At 48.6% G+C, this 24,432-nt stretch carries 11 protein-coding genes; 9 read left to right on the forward strand and 2 right to left on the reverse strand.

Features of this window, described 5'->3' with window-relative positions:
* Positions 1-247: 247 nt before the first annotated feature.
* Both D0C16_RS19560 and D0C16_RS19565 read left to right on the forward strand, forming a co-directional pair.
* Positions 248-1,165 (forward strand): trypsin-like serine protease, encoded by a 918-nt coding sequence (locus tag D0C16_RS19560; protein ID WP_151033895.1) that lies wholly within the window; start codon positions 248-250, stop codon positions 1,163-1,165.
* 121 nt (positions 1,166-1,286) lie between these two features.
* The gene (locus D0C16_RS19565; RefSeq protein ID WP_151033896.1) at positions 1,287-2,327 is read left to right on the forward strand and encodes a LacI family DNA-binding transcriptional regulator; all 1,041 of its coding nucleotides are present in this window, start codon (positions 1,287-1,289) and stop codon (positions 2,325-2,327) included.
* Positions 2,328-2,360: 33 nt separating this feature from the next.
* Here the strand turns inward: D0C16_RS19565 and D0C16_RS19570 are convergent, their stop codons facing one another.
* Entirely contained in the window at positions 2,361-3,800 is a 1,440-nt protein-coding gene (locus D0C16_RS19570) for an MFS transporter (RefSeq protein WP_151033897.1), read from the reverse strand.
* Positions 3,801-3,941: 141 nt separating this feature from the next.
* On the reverse strand, positions 3,942-6,350 hold the full coding sequence (locus D0C16_RS19575) for a glucan 1,4-alpha-glucosidase (protein WP_151033898.1): 2,409 nt from the start codon (positions 6,348-6,350) through the stop codon (positions 3,942-3,944).
* Positions 6,351-6,786: 436 nt separating this feature from the next.
* Between D0C16_RS19575 and D0C16_RS19580 the strand changes: the two genes are divergently transcribed.
* From D0C16_RS19580 to D0C16_RS19610, 7 genes are all read left to right on the forward strand, one after another.
* Entirely contained in the window at positions 6,787-8,409 is a 1,623-nt protein-coding gene (locus tag D0C16_RS19580; RefSeq protein ID WP_151033899.1) for an alpha-glucosidase family protein, read from the forward strand.
* Positions 8,410-8,753: 344 nt separating this feature from the next.
* Positions 8,754-11,627, forward strand: a complete 2,874-nt coding sequence (locus D0C16_RS19585) for a TonB-dependent receptor (RefSeq protein ID WP_151033900.1) — start codon at positions 8,754-8,756, stop codon at positions 11,625-11,627.
* Between the two features lie 153 nt (positions 11,628-11,780).
* Positions 11,781-13,325 (forward strand): tryptophan halogenase family protein, encoded by a 1,545-nt coding sequence (locus tag D0C16_RS19590; protein ID WP_225318766.1) that lies wholly within the window; start codon positions 11,781-11,783, stop codon positions 13,323-13,325.
* A gap of 39 nt (positions 13,326-13,364) precedes the next feature.
* Complete coding sequence (locus tag D0C16_RS19595; protein WP_151033901.1) at positions 13,365-15,230, forward strand: glycoside hydrolase family 13 protein; 1,866 nt, start codon at positions 13,365-13,367, stop codon at positions 15,228-15,230.
* Between the two features lie 98 nt (positions 15,231-15,328).
* Positions 15,329-17,428: a glycoside hydrolase family 97 protein gene (locus D0C16_RS19600; protein ID WP_225318767.1), complete on the forward strand. Its 2,100-nt coding sequence runs from the start codon at positions 15,329-15,331 to the stop codon at positions 17,426-17,428.
* A gap of 149 nt (positions 17,429-17,577) precedes the next feature.
* Positions 17,578-19,497 (forward strand): alpha-amylase family glycosyl hydrolase, encoded by a 1,920-nt coding sequence (locus D0C16_RS19605; protein WP_151033903.1) that lies wholly within the window; start codon positions 17,578-17,580, stop codon positions 19,495-19,497.
* A 440-nt stretch (positions 19,498-19,937) separates the two neighbouring features.
* Positions 19,938-24,416, forward strand: coding sequence for an alpha-1,6-glucosidase domain-containing protein (locus D0C16_RS19610; protein ID WP_191968559.1), 4,479 nt, complete (start codon positions 19,938-19,940; stop codon positions 24,414-24,416).
* The last annotated feature ends 16 nt before the right edge of the window (positions 24,417-24,432 follow it).

Consider the following 24,432-nt stretch of genomic DNA (forward strand, 5'->3'; position numbering starts at 1 on the left):
ATGGTTGCTCGCATTTGGGAATACATGCGCGAGGCAAAATTTCCTGTCTGCATCTTTCTGCAAACCCTTTCACATGAATGGCATAAGATTAGCAATAAAATTAACCGTTGGTCGGCCATGTTTCATAAATAAAAACCTGAGCTATCCACTGGCTGTGTATTTAGCTATATTTTGTAACATTAACTCGTTCGAGTAACGGCCTGGGAAGTGTGGATTAGAGGCTCATTGCAAATATAGGGAATTGATTATGAAAAGAGTACTAAGTGTATTGCTGGCAATCCTAAGTTTTCCTGCTTTTGCGGGGCTTATCCGCCATGACACTCCTGATTCGCTCTACACCGAGTTCGCTGCCAATCCGCTGTTCAGCGCAGTGGGGCTCATTCAATTTGAAACATCTGCTGGGGCGGATGCATGTAGTGGAACGGTAATTCATAAAAATTGGGTGTTAACGGCCGCCCACTGCGTTAGCGACTCCAGTGCGATGACTTTCTCTCTGCCCACGGCGAGCGGTTTGCAAGTTTATAACGCGGATAGTTGGATAGCACATGAAAACTTTAGCTCAGTCAGTGTGTATGGCGGCTGGGATCTGGGGTTAATGCATATAACTTCAGATATTGATGTGGCTCCTGTCGCACTCTATTCCGGCTCATCAGAGCTGTTTAAAACGGTCTATAGCGTTGGATATGGGTGGACCGGTACGGGCTACACGGGCGCAGACACTTATGATGCTCTTCGCCGGGCGGGAACCAACAGCATAGATGCAATATTTTCAACGGAAGGGAATGGGCAACAAATTTTGTTTGCTGATTTTGATCATCCTGATGATAGGTCTTACAACGCACTTTCATTAGGCGATAGGGAGACGGATGATTTTGCAACTACGCTGGAAATAATGGCGTCTTATGGGGATTCCGGAGGCGGGCTTTTTTTTGAAGACAATGGAAAGTTATATCTCGCCGGTGTCCACTCTTTTGTAGATGATCGCGATGGCGATGCCTCCTGGCGTTATGGCGATGTGTTTGGTTCGACCCGGGTAAGTAGTTTTATCGATTGGATCAGCAATAAAATTAATCCTGTGGTTGTGCCGGAGCCCAGCGCTCTCTGGCTAATGCTGATGGGGTTGATAATTCTTGGATGGCAGCGCGCCACACTGAAAGGCAATTAACTGGTTGGTTTGATCCCGCTGTACGTGAAATAGGGGGTGATGTAGTATCGCCTCCTATTACATACAACTATCGCAAAATAAGAATTACAACAAAAATACGATTAGAGCGAGGGTCAAGCAGGTGAAAGACGATAAACCCACATCCTTTGATATTGCCTATAAAGCTGGCGTATCCCAGTCCACTGTATCGCGCGCGCTGCGCAACAGCCCGTTGGTAAATGAAGAAACGCGCCTGAAAGTGCAACAAATTGCCCGCGAACTGAATTACAAGGTGGATAAAAACGCGAGCAGCCTTCGTTCCCAACAAACCAAAACTATTGCGCTCTTGTTATGTGAAGACCAAGGCACCGGTAATTCGCTGATCAATCCATTTTTCCTTTCCATGCTCGGCAGCATTACTCGCGCTACCGCAAATCGCGGGTTCGATTTATTAATATCCTTTCAACAATTTAGTGAAGACTGGCATGCGGACTATGAGGATGCCAACCGCGCCGATGGCATTATTTTTTTAGGCTATGGCGACTACGAAAGCTTCGTAAAAAAACTTACCTATCTCACAGAAGTTGGTGCGCACTTTATTACCTGGGGGCCAGTGCTGGAAGGGCAACCCGGCGTATCGATTGGCTGCGATAATTTTAATAGTGCCTATATGGCCGCAAAGCATATGCTCGCGCTCGGCCGAAAGAATATTGCATTTCTCGGTGATGTTTCCGAGCACAGCCCCGAGTTTGCCGATCGTTATCACGGCTTCTGCAAGGCCTTGCAGGAAGTGGGTATAGAACCTAACCCCCAGTTGCAGGTTGCTGCTGAGACATCGGAAGAAGAAGGCTACAAAGCAACGTTAAAGTTACTGCAGCGCCGCATCGGGTTTGATGCCATATTTGGTGCGAGTGATTTAATCGCAATTGGTGCTATGAAAGCACTTGAAGAAGCTGAGCTGCGTATTCCACAAGAAGTCGCTGTAATGGGCTTTGATGATATTCCCATGGCGTCCTACACTCATCCGCCGCTTTCAACCGTGCAGCAAGATACATTGCTCGCCGGTGAACTGCTGGTGGAAAATTTATTAAAGCTTGTTGCCGGCGAAAAACCGGAATCCATGTTACTCCCCGCAAAATTAATGGTGCGCGGCTCTTGTGGTGCCCATTCGTTAAAGTGTTAGCCCCTTCCGTTAACGGGGCCGGCCGACAGGTGATTAGCTTTGTTCAGTATCCTTCACAAACATCACTGAAACCGCCCCCAGCACCATGCACACACCTGCAAGCACGATGATATAAATCGCTTCGTTATTAAATACATATTTCAAAATCTGGCCTGCCACCAAGCCGGAAACAATTTGCGGTGCGGCTATGGTGAAGTTAAATATTCCCATGTAAACGCCAGTTTTATCGGCCGGTAATGAGCTGGATAAAATCGCGTAGGGCATGGCGAGGATCGCAGCCCAAGCGATGCCCACGCCAATCATCGGAATAATTAAATCCAGTGCGCCTTGCGGTACAGTGACTTCAGTAATTAATAAATCGACATGGACCATATCCGAGTTTTGAAAGAGCAGGAAGCTCATATAGCCCAAGCCACCTGCCAATAGTGATAGCGAGTAAGTTAATTTGCGTCCGAAACGATTGGCAATGCGCGTGAGGAAGATGGAAAAAATCGCCGCAAACAATGAGTAGGCAGCAAAAATAATTCCTACCCAATCACCTGCTGCGCCCTTGGCGGCCGCAATTTCTGGCGGAATGACAGCGAGCGAATGTAAATAATCGGCATCAAACCATTTGGCTTCAATGCCCCAAATATATTGGGTAATCGCAGGTGTGGTGTAGACCCACATAATGAATAATGAAAACCAGGAAAAAAATTGCACCAGTGCAAGTTGGCGCATAGTTTTCGGCATATTGATAAATAATTGCCAAAAATTTCCCAGGCGTACAGTGATTGATTGTTTTTTGGTAGGTGCAGCTGCGGTTAACCCTTTGTAGCGATTGTAATCGTCGGGTGCGTATTCTTTAGTTCGAATCACAGTCCAAAGCACCGTGCCCAATAACGCGGTTGCGCCAATATAAAACGCCCAGGTAACGGTTGGAGCGACTTCGCCTTTGGGGGCAGTGTTATCAAGCCCAATTACATTGGTCAGCAGGAAAGGCAAGATGGAGCCGATTACTGCCCCAATATTAATTAGCAGTGCTTGAATGGAGTAACCGAGGGTGCGCTGATCATTGGGCACCATGTCGGCCACCAGCGCGCGAAAAGGCTGCATGGTCACGTTAAAGGCGCCGTCCATCAGTGCAAGCATCAACCCACCAAATAACATGGGAACCATAAACGAAACAAACAGCGGTGCATTGGGCATCAGTAACATGCCGGCCGCAGCGGCGAGGGCGCCGCCTAAAATAAACGGACGACGACGCCCCAACCGATTCCAAGTGCGATCTGAGGCGGCACCGACAATTGGCTGCACCAGCAATCCCATAATGGGGGCAGCCAGCCAAAATAGTGAAAGCGAGTGCAAGTCGGCGCCCAAGTCGGAAAGCACGCGGCTGACGTTGGCGTTTTGCAAAGCAAAGCCCAATTGGACTCCCAGGAAACCAAAGCTGACATTCCATACTTGCCAGAAGGGGAGTGAAGGTTGTTTCATCGTATAGCGCCTTTATTGTTAGCGTTAGTTGTTCGTCATTTAGGTTGATCTGTATTGCGGTAAAATTTTTCTGCAAATTATTAACAACAAATCCCGCGTTCAACATGACATTGAACGCGGGATGTTGTTTGCGCACTGCCCTTATTTCAGGTAGCGCGCTTCAGTACTGGCATTTCTGTCCCACACTTTTTCATCGCTCAGGCTGCGTAATAATTTTACGTACTCGGCATGAGTCCACGCGAGCGGTGTAGCGGAATTAGTACCTTCACCGAGTGGATAATTAAAGGCACTGTTACCGCCTACGCCATCCCATACTTGTTCTGGTAGCATCATGCCGTCGTTGGCAAATAACTCCATGGCTTTCACATAAGTATTGCGCAGCTTTTCTGTGTCGAGTGCGTTGTTGGCTTTCGCTAATTGCAATTCATAGTGGCCGCGCTCGCCGGTAAAGATAGGCCAAACACGCCCGCGCCCGGCAGTTGAGTTATTGGCTTCTACATAGCCGTTGCCAGTTTGCGAATCTTCGCCATAGCCATCGATGCCGTAGCGACGCCAGCCGGGAAATTTTCCTGCTACGCCGGGGAAGGTGAACTCGTATTTGGTGCGCAATAAATCCGGCAATTGTTGATTGTCATATTCAGGAATTGTTTCCAGGATATGCGCGTCAGTTGCGGCGCGCACACCGTAGCGCACCAATTCCAAAAAGCCGCCATCAATCACCAGGGATTCATCATTGATCACTTGCGCATTGCTGGTGCCCAGTGCGGAGTGATCATTCGGATCTTCATTGGCATTGATACGTAAATAATAATTGCCGTTGCCTTGTTCGCCCGTTAAGGAGCCGGCGGTGGTGTAAGTCAGTGTTTCTAATTCGGTAGAATATTTATCCGCTGCGGAAAAATATTTTTCTGCATTGACGGTATCCCCGGCTTGCGTCGCTATGTCGCCCGCAGAAACCAAACCGGCGATAATTGCTGCTGTCGTCGAGGGTGAGTAACCCTTTTGTTCTTCCCAGCGCTCTTGCTGCGTGTAGGGCGGTTTAATGTCGGTGTCATTCCACAGTATTTTTACATGGCCGCCATTAGCGAGAAAATCCGCGGCAGGTTTTAACATCTTGTGATACCACGCGGTGATTTCACTATCGCTCAGTACGCCTTCTTTCCACAAGCGCCAGCCGAGCATAATTGGCATGCCGGTTTGATCCAGTTGCACGCCCACCCATTCAGGCTCGCCATCTACGTGGGTCTTCTGTAGGAACCATCCGGGCGTGCCTGTGTAGCCAGCAATTTTTTCGCTCGCTTGAACTTGTTGCAAATATTCAAATGCGATGCGCGGTGATTGCGTGTCTCCGAGCGCTAGCATGGCCATGGCGACTTGATAAAAATCACGCGGCCACACGGCTTTGTATCCGGTGGCAAATTTTTCGGCGGATTTGGTATCGCCCCAAGGGTTGGAGAGCGACGCGATAAACGCGCCGGCGTGCGTTTTATCTTCCTGGGCTTTTAATACCATGGCGCTGGTGTACAACAATTTTCCACCATCGGTGGCGGTGGCAGACAGTTTTTCCAGCGCGGGCAGCGATTGTAAAAAGTCTTGCCAGCCAATCGCATCGCCTTCACCGTTGTAGTGGGCGAGAACCTTGTCATAACCCTTCGCCAGAGTTTGCTCGGCGACTAATTGGCTTTCCGCAGGAGTCTCGCCAAAACCCAACACAAAATCCCACTGTGCCGTTTCATCTTTTTTCAACGAATTGAATTGCAACGTAAAGGCGACATTACCTTTGCTGTCGCCAGTGGATGAATAGAGATTTGTGAGCTCACCGGTTTGTTTTACCTCGGAGATGCCATCGGAAACACCTTCAAAGCCCACACTGCCTTTCGCGGCATTTGCGGTAGTTTTTAAACTCATACTGACGCTGCCCTCACTGGCAGTCCAGGTGTTATTGGCAACACTGGCAGAGTCACCGCCGCCGGTATTGGCGATTGACGGGTTTACAAAAAGATAAGGTGTTATCCCATCGGCCAGTGCGCGAAATTGCACGCGCATCATTAACGCTTGCGAATCCGGGTCGGTAAAAATATGTTTTTCAATTTCATATTTTCCGTCTTTATCGCGATTTACAATTTTGTAGGCGAGGGAAGTTGGGCGGCCCTGTGTATCGGTGCTCAAATAGCTGATAGTGGAGAGCGTATCGCTTTTCTCTTCATCCAATTTTTTGGGGTCGAGCGGATCGCTTCCTTGAATAAAAAATTGTAGTTCTTGCAGTTGTGCTTCGTGAATCATGCCGAACATGGTTTCGGTCAGTACGCCCTGGGCAATGGAGAACCAGACCTTGGAGATGGTGCCGGACGCACCGGCATCGCTGTACTTGCCTTGGGTGTAGGTTTCATAGGCGGTGCCAATGCCGGTTTTACCCGAATAGGACCAGAACGACGACTGGCCCGGTGCGCCGGGTGCGATGGAGTTTTCACTCGTCGTCGATTGTTTATCGGAGCAGCCGGCCAGCAAACCCAAGCTGCCAATCACCAAGGTCAGAAGCGATTTTTTCATGCGAATATCTCTCGTGTAATACAGTTTGCGTGCATAGTTGACGTGCAATTAATCGCAGTCTGCTTTTGTTATTCGACATTTTCGCTATATGCTGGTTTTGCCATAGCACAAATGACTATTTTGCCACCTTAGGCTTTGACTAGACTCAACTCAAGCAGGTGCATACGTATTCAGGCTGCATACGTATGCATTAAAGCGTAGTTCATAAAATTTCAACGTGATTCCATAAAGGCGGGCAGCAAGTAAAAACTGCTGTGCTTATGCATACGTATTCTATGGTTTTTTTTTAGGCTAAAAATCCGCGGATAGATGTGCATACGTATGTAGTCACTTGGCGAAAAAAAATGGCTCGCGTAGGCTGTGATCATGAAGTGCGAACGGGTGTGACAATGGTCGGCTCGTTCATGAGATCAATAAAAAGTTAGAGATTCCCGCAATGACAACGACTCCCTGGTGGCGCGGTGCCGTGGTATATCAGGTTTATCCACGCAGCATGATGGACGCCAACAATGACGGCATAGGTGATATCCCCGGCATTATCAGCAAGCTCGATTACCTCGAAAGCCTGGGGGTGGATGCAATCTGGGTATCGCCGTTTTTCAAATCGCCGATGAAAGATTTTGGTTACGACATCAGCGACTACCGCGCGATAGATCCCATCTTCGGCTCGCTGGCGGATTTCGATGAGTTGATTGAAAAGGCTCATGCGCGCGGCATCAAAATTATTATCGATCAGGTGTTGAGTCACACCTCGGATATGCACGGCTGGTTTCAGGAGAGCCGCGAGTCGCGCGATAACGACAAAGCCGATTGGTACGTATGGGCCGACCCTAAACCCGATGGCACACCGCCCAATAACTGGCTGGCGATTTTTGGTGGTTCCGCGTGGGAGTGGGAGCCGCGCCGCTGTCAATATTATCTGCACAACTTTTTAAAAACCCAGCCCGATTTGAATTACCACTGCGCGGCGGTGCAACAACAAATTCTGGATGAAGTGGAATTCTGGTTGAAGCGCGGCGTGGATGGTTTGCGTCTGGATGCCATTATTTTTTGCTTTCACGATAAATTGTTGCGCGATAATCCCGCGAAACCCGAAGCCGAGCGCAGAGGGCGCGGCTTCCGTGAAGATAACCCCTACGCCTTCCAGCGGCATGTGTATGACTGCGACCGCCCGGAGAATTTGCAGTTTTTAGAATCGTTACGCGCCTTGATGGATCGCTACCCGGGCACAGTGACCCTGGGAGAAATAGCCTCGGAAGATTCGCTCAAAACCATGGCGGAATACACCGCGGGCAATTCGCGTTTGCACATGGCCTACAGTTTTGAATTATTGGTCGATCAACTTTCTGGCTCCTACATTCGCGAAACCGTTGAAACACTGGAGCAAAAATTATTGGAAGGCTGGCCCTGCTGGTCTATTGGCAATCACGATGTGGTGCGTGTCATGTCGCGCTGGGGCGGCAAAGACCAATCACCGCAGTTGGCGAAAACATTGAATGCCATGTTGTTATCACTGCGCGGCAGTGTGTGCTCTTATCAAGGTGAAGAATTGGGTTTAACCGAAGTGGATATTCCCTTTGAGCAATTGCAAGACCCTTACGGCATTACCTTCTGGCCGCGCTTTAAAGGGCGCGATGGTTGCCGCACACCCATGCCCTGGAATCACGCCGACCAACACGCTGGCTTTTCACAAACCAGCGGCTGGTTACCCGTTGCTGCTGAACACAAAGCAGCGGCGGTAAGTCTGCAAGATGACAATCGCGACTCCGTTCTCAACGCCTATCGCACCTTTATGCACTGGCGCAAGCAGCAACCGGCGTTGCGGCTGGGCGATATAAAATTTGTTGCCGATGCTGAAGATTACCTGGTGTTTACCCGCGAGTATCAAGGCGAAAAATTATTGTGCGCATTTAATTTTTCGGCGCAGCCCGTCGCTATTCCATTGAATACGGATTACACATTAATTGCTGTTGATGGCCATGGTTGCTGCACCGCGAACACCAGTGGCCAACAGTTGGATATTCCCGCCTATTCCGCATTTATTGCACGTGTTCAATAAATGCACCGCTAGTAATTGCTGTCCTTGTTGTTAGTTATGTCTTTGAGGGCCTTGTGCCCTCTTTTTTATTTTTTCCGCCATTGATCTTCATTTTTTACTGAATCAAAAACCTGTTTCCCCTATTCGTTTTGCAGTGAGCAAATGAATTGGTTCCGCTAATTCCTGTGATTGCATACGTATGCGGTGGTTTGAATACGTATGCATTCTATTGTGGATGCCACTCCCTAAGGCCTACCATCTTTTCAACGACAGAACCATTCTGTTTACGCAGTTGCGTACAAAGGAATGTCGTTAACGCAGCACGCTAACAATAAAAGCTATACCTCCGCGGAGAGAAAAAAACCATGAGAAAACCCACGTTTAACCATATGCTCGCCCTGGCTACTACCATGACCATGGTGGCTGGTTCACAAGTTGTTTATGCACAGCAAAACACTAAAAGTGCAGAGAAAGAAGTAGAGGAAGTTGTTGTTACCGGCTTCCGCAGTTCTATCCTTAATTCTGTAGAAGCAAAACGCAATGCGGATCAGGTTGTTGAAGTAATTGATGCTGGTGATCTCGGTTCATTACCCGATGTGTCTATTGCCGATGCGCTGGGTCGTATGCCGGGTGTAACTACAGTGCGCGATTCTGGGCAGTCGTCGCAATTGAATATTCGTGGTATGAACGGTGATTTTGTTCAAACCAGTTTGAATGGTCGTGAGCAAGCCAGTACGTCTGGTTATACAGCGGGTAGTCGCTGGATTTCATTTGACCAATATCCCTCTGAATTAATTACCCAGGCAGCCATTTACAAATCGCCGAAAGCTTCGTTGATTGAAGGTGGTGTAGCGGGTACTGTTGAGCTTAAAACAGCGAACCCGCTGGAAGCAAAAAATCAACATAATTTCCAGGCAAACGTGCGCGGTTCTTTCAATGATGCCGCTTCAAATGTTGGTGCTGATGAATATGGCAGTCGTGTAAGTTTTTCTTATCAAGGAAAATTTGCGGATGACACGCTTGGTGTCGGCCTAGGGTATGCGCGTTTGGATCAGCCAAATAATGCAGAAGAGGCGATTACCTTCCCTTACGGTAGCCCGCGCGATGTAGATGGTGATGGCACTGCAGAAAGAGTAATGAATGGCTTTCAATTTCGCGCGGGTTCAGGAACCGATACTCGTAATGGTTTAATGGGCACCCTGGTGTTTGAGCCGAGTGAAAACTTGAATTTCCAATTTGATTATTTCAAATCAGACTTTGAGTCACAGGATGAAAAATATGGTTTAACCCTGGAAGGGTTGCACCGCAATGCAAATACTTACAGTTTGACCGATGCTACTGTCGAGAATGGCTTCGTTGTGGGCGGTACTGTATTGCAGAGTGGTTTGGTAGGTCCGTGGACCGAAATGCGTAGCGAAGACCAATCTACGGAATCGGATAGTGAAAGCTTTGGCTTGAAAACTGAGTGGCAAATTAATGACAAAGCATCCATGGTGTTTGACATTGCCCGCAGTACTGGCGACAAAAGCCGTATGGATCGCATTGCTACTGTTCATGCCTATGAATACGGCACCGGCACTTTAACTGATGGCACCGTAGTGCAAACTTGGAAAGAGAAAACCGGTCAGGGTTATACCTTTATGAATAATGCAGGCAAAGGCCCTGCGATTGATTTTACCACCGACTACACTGATTTGAGTTACATGCGTTTGTCTGAGTGGGAACAATTTCCACATAAATACACTGATGAACTCGATAGTGCGAAGGTAGATTTTAAATACGATGTCGAGGCTGCTGGCATTGCATCTATTGAAGCGGGTTTCCGTTGGTCTGATCGTACTTTTACTGACGATCGCGGCACTTTCCGCTACGGGCAACGTGAAGGCCAAAGTCGTCAGGTAATCAATGGCGCTATCGTTGATCAGTCTTGTGAATTTAATACCAGTGGTGTGCCTTGTACTCCACACGAAATTGATGGGTTTGTCACAGTAGAAAATTTTGGTGGCTCACTAGCCCAATATGGCAGCTATCTGAAATTGGATATGGTGGGAATTGCGAATGAAATTTTCGGTAACCCGGATGTTTATGCGGCCAAGAAAACCTGGAATCACAACTGGACGCTGATTGAAAGCGGTGCCGTGGAAGAAGAGGTATTTGCTTATTATTTGATGGCGAACCTTGATACCGAAATCGGTGGCATTCCGGTAACAGGTAATGTTGGTGTGCGCGTTGTAGAAACTGATACCAAGTCGATCGGTATTCAGCAGGTGCGTGCCGGTGAAGGTGATGCGATTGCAGATGATGATGGTGTAGTACGCAACGATTACAAGCACATTAAATACGGCCCAGAGTATCGCGATGTATTGCCTTCTATTAACTTGAATTTTGCAATTACTGATACGGATCAGGTTCGCTTTGCTGCTGCTCAGGTAATGGGGCGTCCACCGGTGTATCAATTGCGCGGTGGTGCTGGTTCCTGGATCGATATCGCAAACGATGGCGTAAGTCCTCGCTATAACGTTTGGTCTAAAGGAAATCCGAACCTGGATCCATTCCGCGCAGATCAATTTGATTTATCTTACGAGCATTATTTTGACAATGGTGGTGCTGCGACTGTTGCTGTTTTCTATAAAGACATCGAATCGCTGATTGAAAGCATTACTTACAACGAAGGTGAAATTGCCTGGTCTGAAATTGGTATTGAAGCTCCGGCTGGAACAGTTGAAGGTCAATACCAAACTGTACGTAACAATGATCAAGGTGGGTATATCCGCGGTCTGGAATTGGCTTATACACAAACCTTTGATCAGTTGCCTGGTGTGTTCTCTGGCCTTGGATTGACTGCTAGCTACGCGTTTACTGAAAGTGAAACCTCAGTTGATGGTGGGCAAAATTTTGAAGACTTAAGTTTGCCATTGCCTGGCTTATCCGAAAATGTGTGGAGCACCACTTTGTTCTGGGATATTGGCAGCTTCAGTGCAAACGTGAATGCCCGTTATCGCGATGAATACACCTATGCAGGTGCAACACCTGGCGGTACATCATTCCAGATTGCGGATGCTTATACCGTAGTGGACGCACAAGTCTCTTATGCCTTTGATAATGGTGTAGACCTCTATCTGCAAGTGAATAACCTGACAGATGAGCCTAACACCAGCAACTATGGCACAGACAATGCGGTTGGCGAGGTGAAATACTTTGGTCGTCAATACTTCTTCGGTGTTGGCTACAAGTTCTAATCGCTAGTAATCCGAGTCGGCAGTAAAGCCGGCTTGTAAAAAAGCCGCTGCAAAAAATTGTCAGCGGCTTTTTTATTCCAGGCAAGCTCGTTTGCAAATGCAATCTATACTGCTTGGCAGTGCAGAACATAATGAAATCCAAAGAGATAAATAATGATGAATCCTGGCGCCCCGGCGAGAAAGAAAATTGTAATCATTGGCGGTGGTACTGCGGGTTGGATGGCTGCAAACCTGATGATTGCTCGCTGGGGAAAATTAGGTTTCGATATTCACCTGGTGGAGTCACCGCAAATTGGCATTATTGGTGTGGGTGAGGGTTCCACTCCCCAGTTAAAGGGTTTTATGGATTCGCTTGGTATTGAAGAATCTGAATGGATGCCGGAATGCAATGCCACTTATAAAGTGGGTATTAGCTTTCGCAATTGGTCTGTAATTCCCGGGTTCACGAGTTATTTTCATCCCTTTCCTGCTCAGCCGGATGACTATACGGCACCTGGCTTTTTTCATAATAGTTTTGTGCGTCGCAAAGGCATTGATGTTGAAGGTCATCCAGATCATTTTTTTCTTGCTAGTTATTTGGCACAACAAAAGCTTGCGCCTGTAGCTGCTGAACATTTTCCGTTTGAAATTAACTATGGTTATCACTTTGACTCTTCGTCGCTAGGGAAATTTTTAGGGCGTAAAGCGGTAGCGCGTGGTGCGGTGCACAAAGAAGCCACTATTAATCAGGTAAATTTGAGCGAAAACGGTGATATTGCCAGTGTAACGACTGACACCGGTGAAACTATTGCCGGCGATATTTTTATTGATTGTTCCGGTTTTTCCGGATTGCTGATTCAAAAGACCTTAAAGGTATCGTTCAAATCATTTGGTGAAAATTTATTTAATACCTCGGCGGTGGTGATGCCAACACCTATCGGTGAGCAGATTGAATCGCAAACGATTTCTACTGCGCTGAAATATGGTTGGGCATGGTCAATACCGCTGACATCGCGCATTGGTAACGGCTATGTTTACAGTTCTCATTTTTGTTCCAAAGATGATGCGGAAACTGAATTGCGCGCACATCTCGGCTTGCTGGATTCCGATGTGCAAGCGCGCCATTTGCAAATGAATGTGGGAAGGGTGGAACAGCATTGGGCAAAAAACTGTGTCGCAGTGGGCTTATCGCAAGGCTTTATTGAGCCGCTAGAAGCCACGGCATTACATTTGGTGCAGGAAACGGTTCAAGAGTTTATTAATTGTTTTGAATCTGGGCAGTTCACCGATAAAAAGCGCGATGAGTTTAACTTCAGCATTAATAAGCGTTTTGAGGCCGTGCGTGACTATATCGTTTGTCACTATCGTGTTAATTCGCGCAAGGATACGGATTATTGGGTTGAAAATGGCCGCAACGAAAAAGTATCCGATTCGTTACGCGCTGTTTTGCATGCCTGGGTAAGTGGGAATAATTTAAGCGATGAACTGGATCGTCAAAAAATAGATAACTATTATCCCAGCATTTCCTGGCATTGTCTGCTCGCTGGCTACGGAATATATCCAACTCCAGCGCAATTAAAACCGGGCAATGAGTTTGCAAATAAATACAACCTGGAAAAAATCAGCAATTTCATTCAGCGCTGCGGCATGAATTTTAAACCCCATCGGCAACAGTTGGCGAGTTGGTCATCGACGGTAGTTAAGCCTGCGCCTGTTTAGCGTTTTAATAGAACTATAAATTTATCACCGAGGTTATTTATGAGCACTCCTCATCTGCGCAATGTTTTGCAAGGAATTTGTCTCTGCCTGTTGTTCCCATTACCCGCCTTGGGGCAGGACTATCAGGTTAAGCATCTTGAGCCTGCCAATTGGTGGGTGGGCATGAAGTACAACCAAATTGAGTTGCTGGTGCATGGCGACAATATTGGCGCTGCGCAAGCGGTGATTGATTACCCGGGCGTTGGTGTTGTAAATACTGAAACGGCCGATAGCGCGAACTATTTATTCGTCACGCTAAAAATCGATGCCAACGCCAAACCGGGAAGATTTCCTATTCGCTTTGTGGTTGGCAATGAAGAAAAAAGTCAGTTTAACTTCGAGTTGCTGACGCGTGAAAAAAACTCCGCGCAGCGCCAAGGTTTTAGTGCGAAGGACGCTATTTACTTAATAACGCCTGATCGCTTTGCCAATGGCAATTCCGCCAACGATGCCATGCCCGGCTTAACCGAACAGCCAAAGCGCGAATTTAACGGTGGTCGTCACGGTGGTGATATTGCGGGCATGACTCAGCATTTGGACTATATTGCGAAAATGGGTTTTACCCAAATCTGGCCCAATCCCTTAACCGAAAATAACCAACCCGAATATTCCTATCACGGTTACGCGGCAACCAATTTGTATTTGATCGATGCGCGTTACGGTACAAATGAAGAGTTCAAAGCCTTCGTTAAAAAAGCCAAACAAAAAGGCCTGGGTGTGATTCAGGATATAGTGCTCAATCACATAGGTTCCAAACACTGGTGGATGACGGATTTGCCAGAAAAAGATTGGATAAATTTTCCTGAAAAATATACCGAGACTAGTCACCGTCGTACCACAGTGCAAGACCCTTACGCTGCGCCCGCAGATAAGGAATTATTTGTCAGCGGATGGTTTGTGCCCAGCATGCCGGATGTAAACCAGCGCAATCCGCACCTCGCCAATTACCTGATTCAAAATACGCTCTGGTGGATTGAGTACGCGGGTTTAAGTGGTGTGCGTGAAGACACCTATGGTTATGCCGATGAAAAATTTCTCTCGCGCTGGGCTCAAACAGTGATGGAGGAATACCCGAACTTTACTATTGTGGGTGAAGAGTGGAGTAGCAATCCTGCCATTGTGGCGCACTGGCAACGAGGAAAAATCAATAAAAGTGGCCACACCCCTTATATGCCGAGCGTGATGGATTTTCCGCTTCACGATGCGTTGCGCGCGGCGCTGAGTGAAGAGGAGTCATGGGGCACAGGTGTCATTCGTTTGTACGAAGCCCTCGCGAATGATTTTCTCTATCCCGATCCATTTAATTTGGTGATCTTTCCGGAAAACCACGATACCTCGCGCATTTATTCGGTGCTAAATGAAGATGTGGATTTATTCAAAATGGCCATGGTGTATATGGCGACCATGCGCGGGATTCCGCAATTTTACTACGGCTCGGAAGTGTTAATGACCAGCCCCAAAGAGCGCGATGACGGTGCGGTGCGCGCCGATATGCCCGGTGGTTGGAACGGAGATGATAAAAATGCCTTTAGTGGAAAAGGCCTATCTGCCAAAGAAAAAGACGCACAGCAATTTATTAAATCCTTATTGGGCTGGCGGAAAAAGTCTGATGTTATTCATCACGGAAAATTAATGCATTTTGCGCCAGTTGATGGTGTCTATGTGTACTTCCGTTATTTGGATGATAAAAAAATTATGGTGGTGCTCAACAAAAATAAACAAGAAAAAACACTGGCTTTACAGCGCTTTGATTCATTATTGGCAGGCACCAATAGCGCGCGCGATGTGCTGGGAAATAAAAAGGTTGCACTGGAGGGGCAGTTGCAGTTGCCCGCAAAATCGTCGCTGGTGCTTGAGTTGCAATAACACAACCCTACACCACTGGCGCCAAATAAATAGGCTATGGTTATAGCCAAACAGTTGAGAACCAAGCCGCCAATGAACCAATGAGAGAACCAATAACAATGAATAGATCGCCAATTAAATTCCCTATCAACCTGCGCCTTGCATTTTCGTTAGCGCTTATCCCTCTGTTTGGCAGCGTACCACTTTATGCCGCGAGCCTTACCCAACGCTCGCCCGATGGAAACATTAAATTTACCCTCACTGACGATAAAGGTGTTCCCACTTATTCAGTGAGTTATCGGGGGCAGGAAGTGATTCAGCCTTCACGCCTGGGGCTGGAATTCAAAGACGTGGATGGCTTTGTGCGGGATTTAAAAATTGCCGACAGCGCTACCGCGAGCAGCGACAGCACCTGGGAACAACCCTGGGGCGAGCAGCGCTTAATGCGCGATCATCACAATGAATTGTTGGTGACTTTTACCGGGGTGAATAACACCAAAAAAACCATGCAATTGCGTGTGCGTTTATTCGATGATGGTTTGGGGTTTCGCTACGAAGTTCCGCAGCAAAAAAAGCTGGCGCCGCGCAAAGATAACAAGATAGAAATTATCGATGAGAAAACAGAATTTATTATTCCTGCACCCGATAAAACCATCGCTTGGTGGATTCCTGGTCGCGCCTGGAATCGGTACGAGTTTTTGTATAACACCACTCCACTTAAAGCCATGGATCGCGCGCACACGCCGATGACTTTTAAATTGCCCTCGGGTGTGCACCTGAGTATTCATGAGGCGGCGCTGACGGATTATGCCGCCATGGTATTGGATCAGCAGCGCGACGGTGTGCTCAAGGCCGATTTAACGCCCTGGTCTGACGGCGTAAAAGTAAAGACACAATTGGGTTTTAAATCTTCCTGGCGGACCATTCAAATTGCCGACAATGCGGCGGGTTTAATTAACTCCAGTTTGATTTTGAATTTAAACGAGCCAAATAAGTTGGGCGATGTCAGTTGGGTAAAACCGGGAAAATATGTTGGCATCTGGTGGGGTATGCATGTGGGCACCAACACCTGGGGCTCGGGGGAAAAACATGGCGCAACCACTGCAAATACCAAACACTATATGGATTTTGCAGCGCAATATGGATTTGATGGTGTATTGGTAGAGGGGTGGAATGAAGGCTGGGACGGTGATTGGTACAACAACGGTGATATTTTCAGTTTTACCAAACCCCATAAAGATTTTGATATCGCTGAAATCACCCGTTACGGTTTAAGCAAAGGGGTACGTTTGATTGGTCATCACGAAACGTCCGGTGCAGTGACCAATTACAAGATTCAAATGGATGATGCGTTTGACCTGTATAAAAAATACGGAGTGACACAAGTAAAAACTGGTTACGTTGCCGATGGTGGCAAGGCCGAGCGCATCGATGAAAATGGCATTGCGCGCAACGAGTGGCACGATGGCCAGTTTATGATTGGCGAGTACCTGCGCTCGGTCACTAAAGCCGCCGAGCGACACATCAGCATTAATACCCATGAACCTATTAAAGATACCGGTTTACGTCGCACCTATCCCAACTGGATTGCGCGCGAAGGTGCACGTGGCCAGGAATACAACGCGTGGGGTTCACCACCGAATCCGCCCGAACACACCGTCATGTTGCCCTTTACTCGCATGCTCGCCGGGCCTATGGATTATACGCCGGGTATTTTTAATCTCGCGCCCTATGGATTGGATGCGGAAAACCGCGTGCAATCCACACTTGCAAAAGAATTGGCGCTCTACGTGATTATCTACAGTCCAATTCAAATGGCGGCTGATTTAATTGAAAATTATTACGAGAAAGATGGAAAAACCCTCAAGCCCGCGTTTCAATTTATTCGTGATATACCCACCGATTGGGAAGTCTCTAAAGCGATTGGCGGCGAAGTAGGCGATTACGCGATCATCGCGCGCCAGCAGCGTAATAGTGAAGATTGGTTTGTGGGCGCCATTACTGATGAGTCTGCACGCAACGTAAATATCCCCTTAAATTTCCTTAAAGCCGGCAAGCGCTACGAAGCGCAAATTTATCGCGATGGCGACAAAGCTGAATGGAAAACCAATCCCTATGACCTGGTGATTGAAACGAAAATCGTTACCGCCAGTGATAATTTGAAATTCAAGCTGGGCACCAGCGGCGGTGTCGCTATTCATCTTAAAGCGCTGCCTTGATTAATCTCCCCCGGCCCCTCTGGCTACGCGCCCCGTTTAAAGAGGGGAGTATTGCCCCCTCCCTTTGAGCGGGGCGCGTAGCCAAGCGAGGTTGGGAGGGATTTAAGCAGCATTGAGGCATGCCGTGGCTTTTTTCCAGGAAAAATTCTATGAAAAGAAAAATACTGATTGGCAGTACGCTATTGGTTTGTTCATTAGTCGCTGCCTGCACCTCAAATAAAAATTCAAATTCTGTTAGCGCGCAGCCAGTGGCGGCTACCCAGGGGGCGAGTGTGCAGGCTAAACCCGTGGTCTACCAAATTTTCACCCGCTTATACGGCAATAAAAATACCACTAATAAATCCTGGGGGACGATTGAGCAAAATGGGGTGGGGAAATTTAATGATATCGATGCGGTTGCGTTGAAATCTATTAAAGAATTGGGCGTAACTCATGTGTGGTATACCGGTGTGCCGCACCATGCAGTGATTCGCGGTTACACCGCTTATGGCATTAGCAATGACGACCCGGATGTAGTGAAAGGCCGCGCGGGTTCACCCTATGCGGTAAAAGATTATTACAACGTAAATCCGGATTTGGCGGTAAACCCGGCCAACCGCCTGCAAGAATTTGAAGCACTAATTGCGCGCACCCATGCGCAGGGGATGAAGGTCATTATCGATATAGTGCCTAACCATGTTGCCCGTGCTTATCACTCGCTGAGTAAACCGGCGGGTATTGAGGACTTTGGAGCGGAGGATAACAAGTCGGTTGAGTATGCACGCAACAATAATTTTTATTATGTGGTGGGTGAACACTTTAAGGTGCCCGATTTTAATACCGGGAACGCGCAAAAAAATTATCGCCCGCTCGGTGGTGAAGTTCATCCCCTTAGCGATGGAAAGTTTGATGAAAAGCCGGCGAAGTGGACGGGTAATGGCTCTCGCTTGGCGCAGCCGAAGTTTGATGACTGGTATGAAACAGTAAAAATAAATTACGGTGTTCGCCCTGATGGTAGCAAGGATTTTCCGGAATTACCTGCTGGTTTTGCACAGCAATCGGTGCAAAAGCATTATGAATTTTGGCAAGGGAAATCCGTGCCTGATTCCTGGATTAAATTTCGACAAATTGCAGAATACTGGTTAGCAAAGGGTGTCGATGGTTTCCGTTTCGATATGGCGGAAATGGTTCCAGTGGAATTCTGGAGTTATTTAAACTCCTCCATCAAACATAAAAATCCCGACGCGTTTTTATTAGCGGAAGTTTACAACCCGGCGGAGTATCGCAATTACTTGCGGCTTGGGAAGATGGATTATCTTTACGACAAAGTAGAAATGTATGACGGCCTGAAAGCGATTATGCAGGGTAAAGCCGAAACGGATGTGATCGCCACCGTGCAAGCCGGCATGAATGATATTGAAAGCCATATGCTGCACTTTTTGGAGAACCACGATGAGCAACGTATTGCCAGCCCGGAATTTGCTGGCAGCGCGGAAAAAGCCAAACCGGCGATGGTGGTTTCAACATTAATCAGTCGCTCACCCACCATGGTATATTTCGGTCAGGAAGTAGGTGAGGCGGGGGCACTGGATTCCGGTTTTGGCGACCCATCGCGCACCAGCATTTTTGATTACGCCGGCGTGCCTGCGCACCAGCGCTTTATGAATGGCGGAAAATTCGATGGTGGTCAGTCCACGCCTGCAGAAAAAAATCTGCGCGAGTTTTATCGCCAATTATTAAATTTATCGGTAAGAGAATCCGGCTTTAACGGAAATTATCAGGAACTACACAGCGTTAATCGTACCCAAACCTCGGGCTATGACGGCAAGGTGTTTGCGTTCGCGCGTTGGGACTCTCACCAACGCTGGTTGGTGGTGAGTAATTTCAGTGACACTGAAGCGCGCGAATTTTCCTTGCAGTTACCGACGTCATTAGTTCAGCAATGGCAACTCTCCCATGGTGGTTATTCGTTAATTCCTCATCTGGGTGAGGGCAATAAACCTGTTGTGTTGGATGTTAAAAATCAACACGCCAGCGTGAGATTAACATTGGCGCCACTGGAATCGCAGGTTTTACTCCTCAAATATTAAATGCCTCTAAGTATATATCTGGTAATGTTTTTTCATTACCAGATATTTTGATATTGCTAACTGAATTAACAAGTTGGCGTTAATTTTTTCTCATCTATAAAAGTGTTACTTTTTCCTACCTTTCTCCCGTTGCATACGTATGCAATGCCTGTTGTTTTATCTGCCGTTTTTTTGCATACGTATGTAGTTTGCGCGTGGATTTTTACAAACTTAGACTAAGCTTTGATCATTCAATTTATCGTTTTTAATAGCTATAACATCAAGCATCGCCGGGAAAATTCTGGCTAATTTGGCGCCGCTTCCGGTAGTGATCATTTGAATCCCAACACCTTTGTATTTGTGCATTAAAAAATAATTGGCTCATTCGGTGTGGGTATATGGCTTGGCGGAATTCTGTTTTCATTTTTTTTTGTAAAAAATAATTATCCGGGAGAAAGAACATGAACCTTAGCTCGCGAAATAAAACCCTGCGGATTTTGCACAGCGCAATTCCGCTGCTGTTTGCGATCTTCGCGCTTGCAGGATGCGGCGGCGGTAGCGGCACTGATAACGCCAAGCCTGAATTGACCACCTGTCGCGATCCGCAAGTCATTTTAGATAATGGCACCTGCGGTGATCCGCGTCCGCCGTTTGAATTACCTGCCTGCCCGGATGGGCAAGTGCGCAATGGTTCCGAGTGCGTGGTGCCGGATTTTCCTACACCGGAAAGAAAACCTGGTCCGAATGAAGTTGTGATTTATGTAAACCTGGACACTACCGACAAGCTAAGCGCTTTTGCCGGTTACAACCTCCACTTGTGGCAGGATTGTGGCAATGGATGGGGGGCATCTGCCACCGACAGAACCGGTGCCACTTACACTATTCCCACCACCTGGCCTAATGGCCCGGGCGTAACCAGTAAAGATTCTGGTGCAGCCGGAGAGCGGCACGATCCTTACTACGGTGCGTTCTTTGTCATCCCCACCAGTCAGTTGGGAACCTGCGGTAATTTCATTATCAAAACACCGGGCGGTGCTGCGCAAACCGGTGACTTGCAGGTGAGTATCAAGCGCGATGGCGGTGAGTTTGATCGCATGGCCTGGGTGATTGTGAATACCGACAACATGCGCAATAGTCGCACCAGTACCATTCCAATTTGTATTAACGATGTGTGCTCACTTGACCGTCCATTGTTGACAATTACCGATGTGGAAGCGCACTGGATTAGCCCGCGCACCATTATTTGGAACCGCGCATTTGCCGCCAATAAAAAAGTGGAGTTGTATCGCTCAACCGCAGGTGGCATGAGTGCGGCGAAAGATGGCAGCCTGCAAGGTGGTCAGTTGTTGGCATCCTTGGCGGCGGCGCGCCCAATGACAGCGGAAGAGCAAGCGCTGGTACCGCACTTGTCCAATTACCTCGCCTATGATTTGCCATCTTCCGTTTCTACCGACACGATTAAATCGGCATTGAAAGATGAGTTGTTAATTCTCGGTCGTTACGATTCGGTGGAAGAAAATGATGCCGGTGCAACGGTCACGGTTGAACGCGGGCGCGCAACGCGCATTCAAATTCCCCATGTTCTGGATGCGCTTTACACCAACAATGCCAGCGATGCGGACGAAGCAAAACTGGGTGTCGATTACAGCAATGGCGTAGGCGTTTCGGTGTGGGCACCCAGTGCGCAAAAAATGGAGTTGCGTATTTATGACGGTGAGCCTTTGCGGGTAGCAGACACTAAGGAAATGCAGTGGGATGCGAATTCCGGTATCTGGAGTTACAAAGGCACTGCGTCAGAATTGGATCGAAAATATTATCGCTTCCGTGTCACGGCTTATAGCGCGCGCGACAAAGCCGTTCAACGTTTGGAAGTCACAGACCCTTACTCTGTTTCTCTGTCGACGAATGGTCGCCATTCGCAATTTGTAAATTTAAATGATGCAGATGTAAAACCGGCCGGTTGGGATAATCACGCCGTGCCCACAGTGGCTGCACCGGAAGCGGCAACCATTTACGAAGGGCATGTGCGCGATTTTAGTATCAATGATCAGAGCACTCCGACGGCGTTCCGTGGCAAATATCTCGCCTTTGCGCAAACCAATACGGCGCCGGTTGAACATTTGCGTTCGTTAGTGGATGCCGGTTTAACACATATCCATTTATTGCCGAGTAACGACAGTTCGTCGATAAATGAAGATGCAACGACACAAGTGAACCTCGATAGTTTTATTTTTGAATTGTGTGCGAAGGTCGCCAATAAAAATTCGGTGAGCGTGTGCGATGGTTCGGTAAGCAACGGGGCAACAATACGCAGTGTGTTGCAGGGTTTTGATCCGCAATCCGATAAGGCGCGTTCGTTAACGGCGGCTATTGCTGATTTGGATGGATTTAACTGGGGTTACGATCCACAACATTTCAACGCGCCCGAAGGCAGTTATGCCACCAATCCGCAAGGTGTAACACGCGTAAAAGAAATGCGCGAAATGAATATGGCTTTGCATCAACTGGGTTTGCGGGTAGTGATGGATGTGGTTTACCCGCACACGATTTCATCCGGTTCTGAGGCAGCTAATTCGGTCTTCGATAAAGTCGTGCCCGGTTATTACTATCGCGCTAACCCGGCTACCGGCGAGCCGGAAACCGGTACCTTCGCCGGCCCGGATACGGCCACTGAACATCGCATGATGGGCAAGTTTGTTGCTGATTCAGTCGTGCAGTGGGCGCAGCAATACAAGGTGGATGGGTTCCGCTTTGACCAATCCGGCTATATGCCCAAGTCAGTGTTGGTGGATGCCTACAACGCGGTGAAAGCGGTGGATGCGGATAACTATTTCTACGCGGAAGCCTGGACTCCAGCGGGCGGCACCTCGGGGGATCGTATTGTTGAGCGTTCGACACAGGCGGCGTTGGCGGGTACCGGTATAGGAACTTTCAATGATCGCATCCGCAATCCGCTACAGCGTATGGCGCTGATTCGCGGTGAGAATGTGGATGCGATTCGTGCGGGCCTGGCGGGCAACTTAAGTGCGTTCAAACTTAAAACCAAATCCGGTGCGGTGATTAACGCTGAAACTGTGGGCGCCTACAACCTGGACCCGCAAGAGGCGATTAACTATGTGGACAAGCACGATAACGAAACCCTGTGGGATTGGATTCACCGGCCTGGGGCAATTCCCGAGGCTACCAGCATCGCCAATCGCGTACGTATCAGCAGCCTGACCAGTTCCATTCCTTTGCTCAGCCAGGGTGTGCCTTTCATCCATATGGGTAACGACCTGCTGCGTTCCAAATCCATGTCGCCCAACAGCTATAACGCCGGTGATTGGTTTAACGCTGTCGATTTCACCAAACAATCCAACAATTGGGCAGTGGGTTTGCCGCCTGAGTTGCGTGATGGTGTGACTGATCCATTGGTAACTGCCCTGTTTGCGAACCCGAATACCAAACCAACCGCTAACCATATCGCCCAGGCATCGGCGGTGTTTGACGAGTTCCTGTCAATTGCCTCTGGCAGCCCGCTGTTCAGTTTGCAAACCGCGACCGAGGTGATGGATCGGGTGGGTTTTCACGATGGCGGTAAATCGCAAGTGGCTGGTTTGATTGTGATGAGTATCGATGATGGTATGGGAATGGTGGACGGCACCTCGACTGCCCGTGCCGACCTTGATCCAACGGTTAATGCCGTCGTCGTGGTTATCAACGGCACGGCCTCGGCACAAAATGCCATGGTGAAAACTGCCAGCGGTTTTGTGCTGCACAGCACCCAGCTAAATTCGGCGGATTCCGTGGTGCGCACCGCCAGCTTCGCCGCAGAGGATGGTGGCGGCACTTTCAGTGTGCCCGCTTACACCACAGCCGTATTTGTGAAACCGCAAAGCGGCGCACAAGGCGAGGGCTTATCGGCCAAGGCGACTATAGGTTCCAGTACCGCTGTGCCCTATGGCGATACAGCGCTCTACGTGCGCGGCGATGTCTCTGCTGCCGGTTGGGATGCGACAGCGGCGAACCGCATGACCTATGAAGGCGATGGCATCTACACCGCGTTGCTGACGGTGACTGCCGGCACCCATAACTTCAAGGTGGCTGAATCCAATTGGAGCAATCCAAACCTGGGCTCCAATCAAACCATCACTGTGGGTGGTTCCATCACCCTGACCCAAGGCAGTAACGACAACATCACCATCACTGTAGCGACTACGGGTCAATACCGCTTCGAGCTGGACGCGTCGTCCAGCACCACGGCGCCGACCCTGCGTGTGACCGACCCGGAAACCTGGAAAGGCACACCCGTGTACCTGCGCGGCACTGTGACGGCGACCGGGTGGGATGCCAATGCTGGCAACCTGCTGGCCTACGAGGGCAACAGCGTTTATGCAATTAGCGTTGCGATGACCGCAGGGGATTACATGTTCAAAGTGGCTTCCAGCGATTGGAGCACGGTGAATATGGGGGCCGGTGCGAGTGTGGTTCTGGGTGAGTCAATCACGCTGGAGCAGGGCAGTAATAGCAATATTAACTTTACCGTTACGGCGGCGGCGACCTATCGCTTTGAAGTGGATGCACGCAACCCCGATGCGCCAACCATCAAGGTTTACCGTGAGGACCTGTTTGCTGCAACGCCGATTTACTTGCGTGGCGAAGTGACCTCGGCAGGTTGGGGTGACACTAATGCAACCAACAATCTCGTTTATCAGGGCAAGGGCCTCTACGCCATTACCGTCAGCATGGCGGCGGGAACCTACCAGTTCAAAGTGGCTGAAGCCAATTGGAGTAATCCCAACCTCGGCGGCTCGGCGGTAGTTCTTGGCGAGCCGGGGGAATTGATTCAGGGCTCTAACGACAACCTCTCAATCACCATTGCCAGTGCCGGGAACTATCGCTTTACGGTGGATACCACCAGCCCCGGAGCCATCACCCTCACGGTGGTAGCGGCTGACTAACCCAGAGCTGGCTCCC

Source organism: Cellvibrio sp. KY-GH-1, from assembly GCF_008806975.1.
GTDB lineage: Bacteria > Pseudomonadota > Gammaproteobacteria > Pseudomonadales > Cellvibrionaceae > Cellvibrio.

Bases quoted from the DNA above. Each gene is read 5' to 3' on its own strand.
- D0C16_RS19560 (WP_151033895.1), top strand. From the start codon at position 248: ATGAAAAGAGTACTAAGTGTATTGCTGGCAATCCTAAGTTTTCCTGCT.
- D0C16_RS19570 (WP_151033897.1), bottom strand. From the start codon at position 3,800: ATGAAACAACCTTCACTCCCCTTCTGGCAAGTATGGAATGTCAGCTTT.
- D0C16_RS19575 (WP_151033898.1), bottom strand. From the start codon at position 6,350: ATGAAAAAATCGCTTCTGACCTTGGTGATTGGCAGCTTGGGTTTGCTG.
- D0C16_RS19580 (WP_151033899.1), top strand. From the start codon at position 6,787: ATGACAACGACTCCCTGGTGGCGCGGTGCCGTGGTATATCAGGTTTAT.
- D0C16_RS19585 (WP_151033900.1), top strand. From the start codon at position 8,754: ATGAGAAAACCCACGTTTAACCATATGCTCGCCCTGGCTACTACCATG.
- D0C16_RS19590 (WP_225318766.1), top strand. From the start codon at position 11,781: ATGATGAATCCTGGCGCCCCGGCGAGAAAGAAAATTGTAATCATTGGC.
- D0C16_RS19595 (WP_151033901.1), top strand. From the start codon at position 13,365: ATGAGCACTCCTCATCTGCGCAATGTTTTGCAAGGAATTTGTCTCTGC.
- D0C16_RS19600 (WP_225318767.1), top strand. From the start codon at position 15,329: ATGAATAGATCGCCAATTAAATTCCCTATCAACCTGCGCCTTGCATTT.
- D0C16_RS19605 (WP_151033903.1), top strand. From the start codon at position 17,578: ATGAAAAGAAAAATACTGATTGGCAGTACGCTATTGGTTTGTTCATTA.
- D0C16_RS19610 (WP_191968559.1), top strand. From the start codon at position 19,938: ATGAACCTTAGCTCGCGAAATAAAACCCTGCGGATTTTGCACAGCGCA.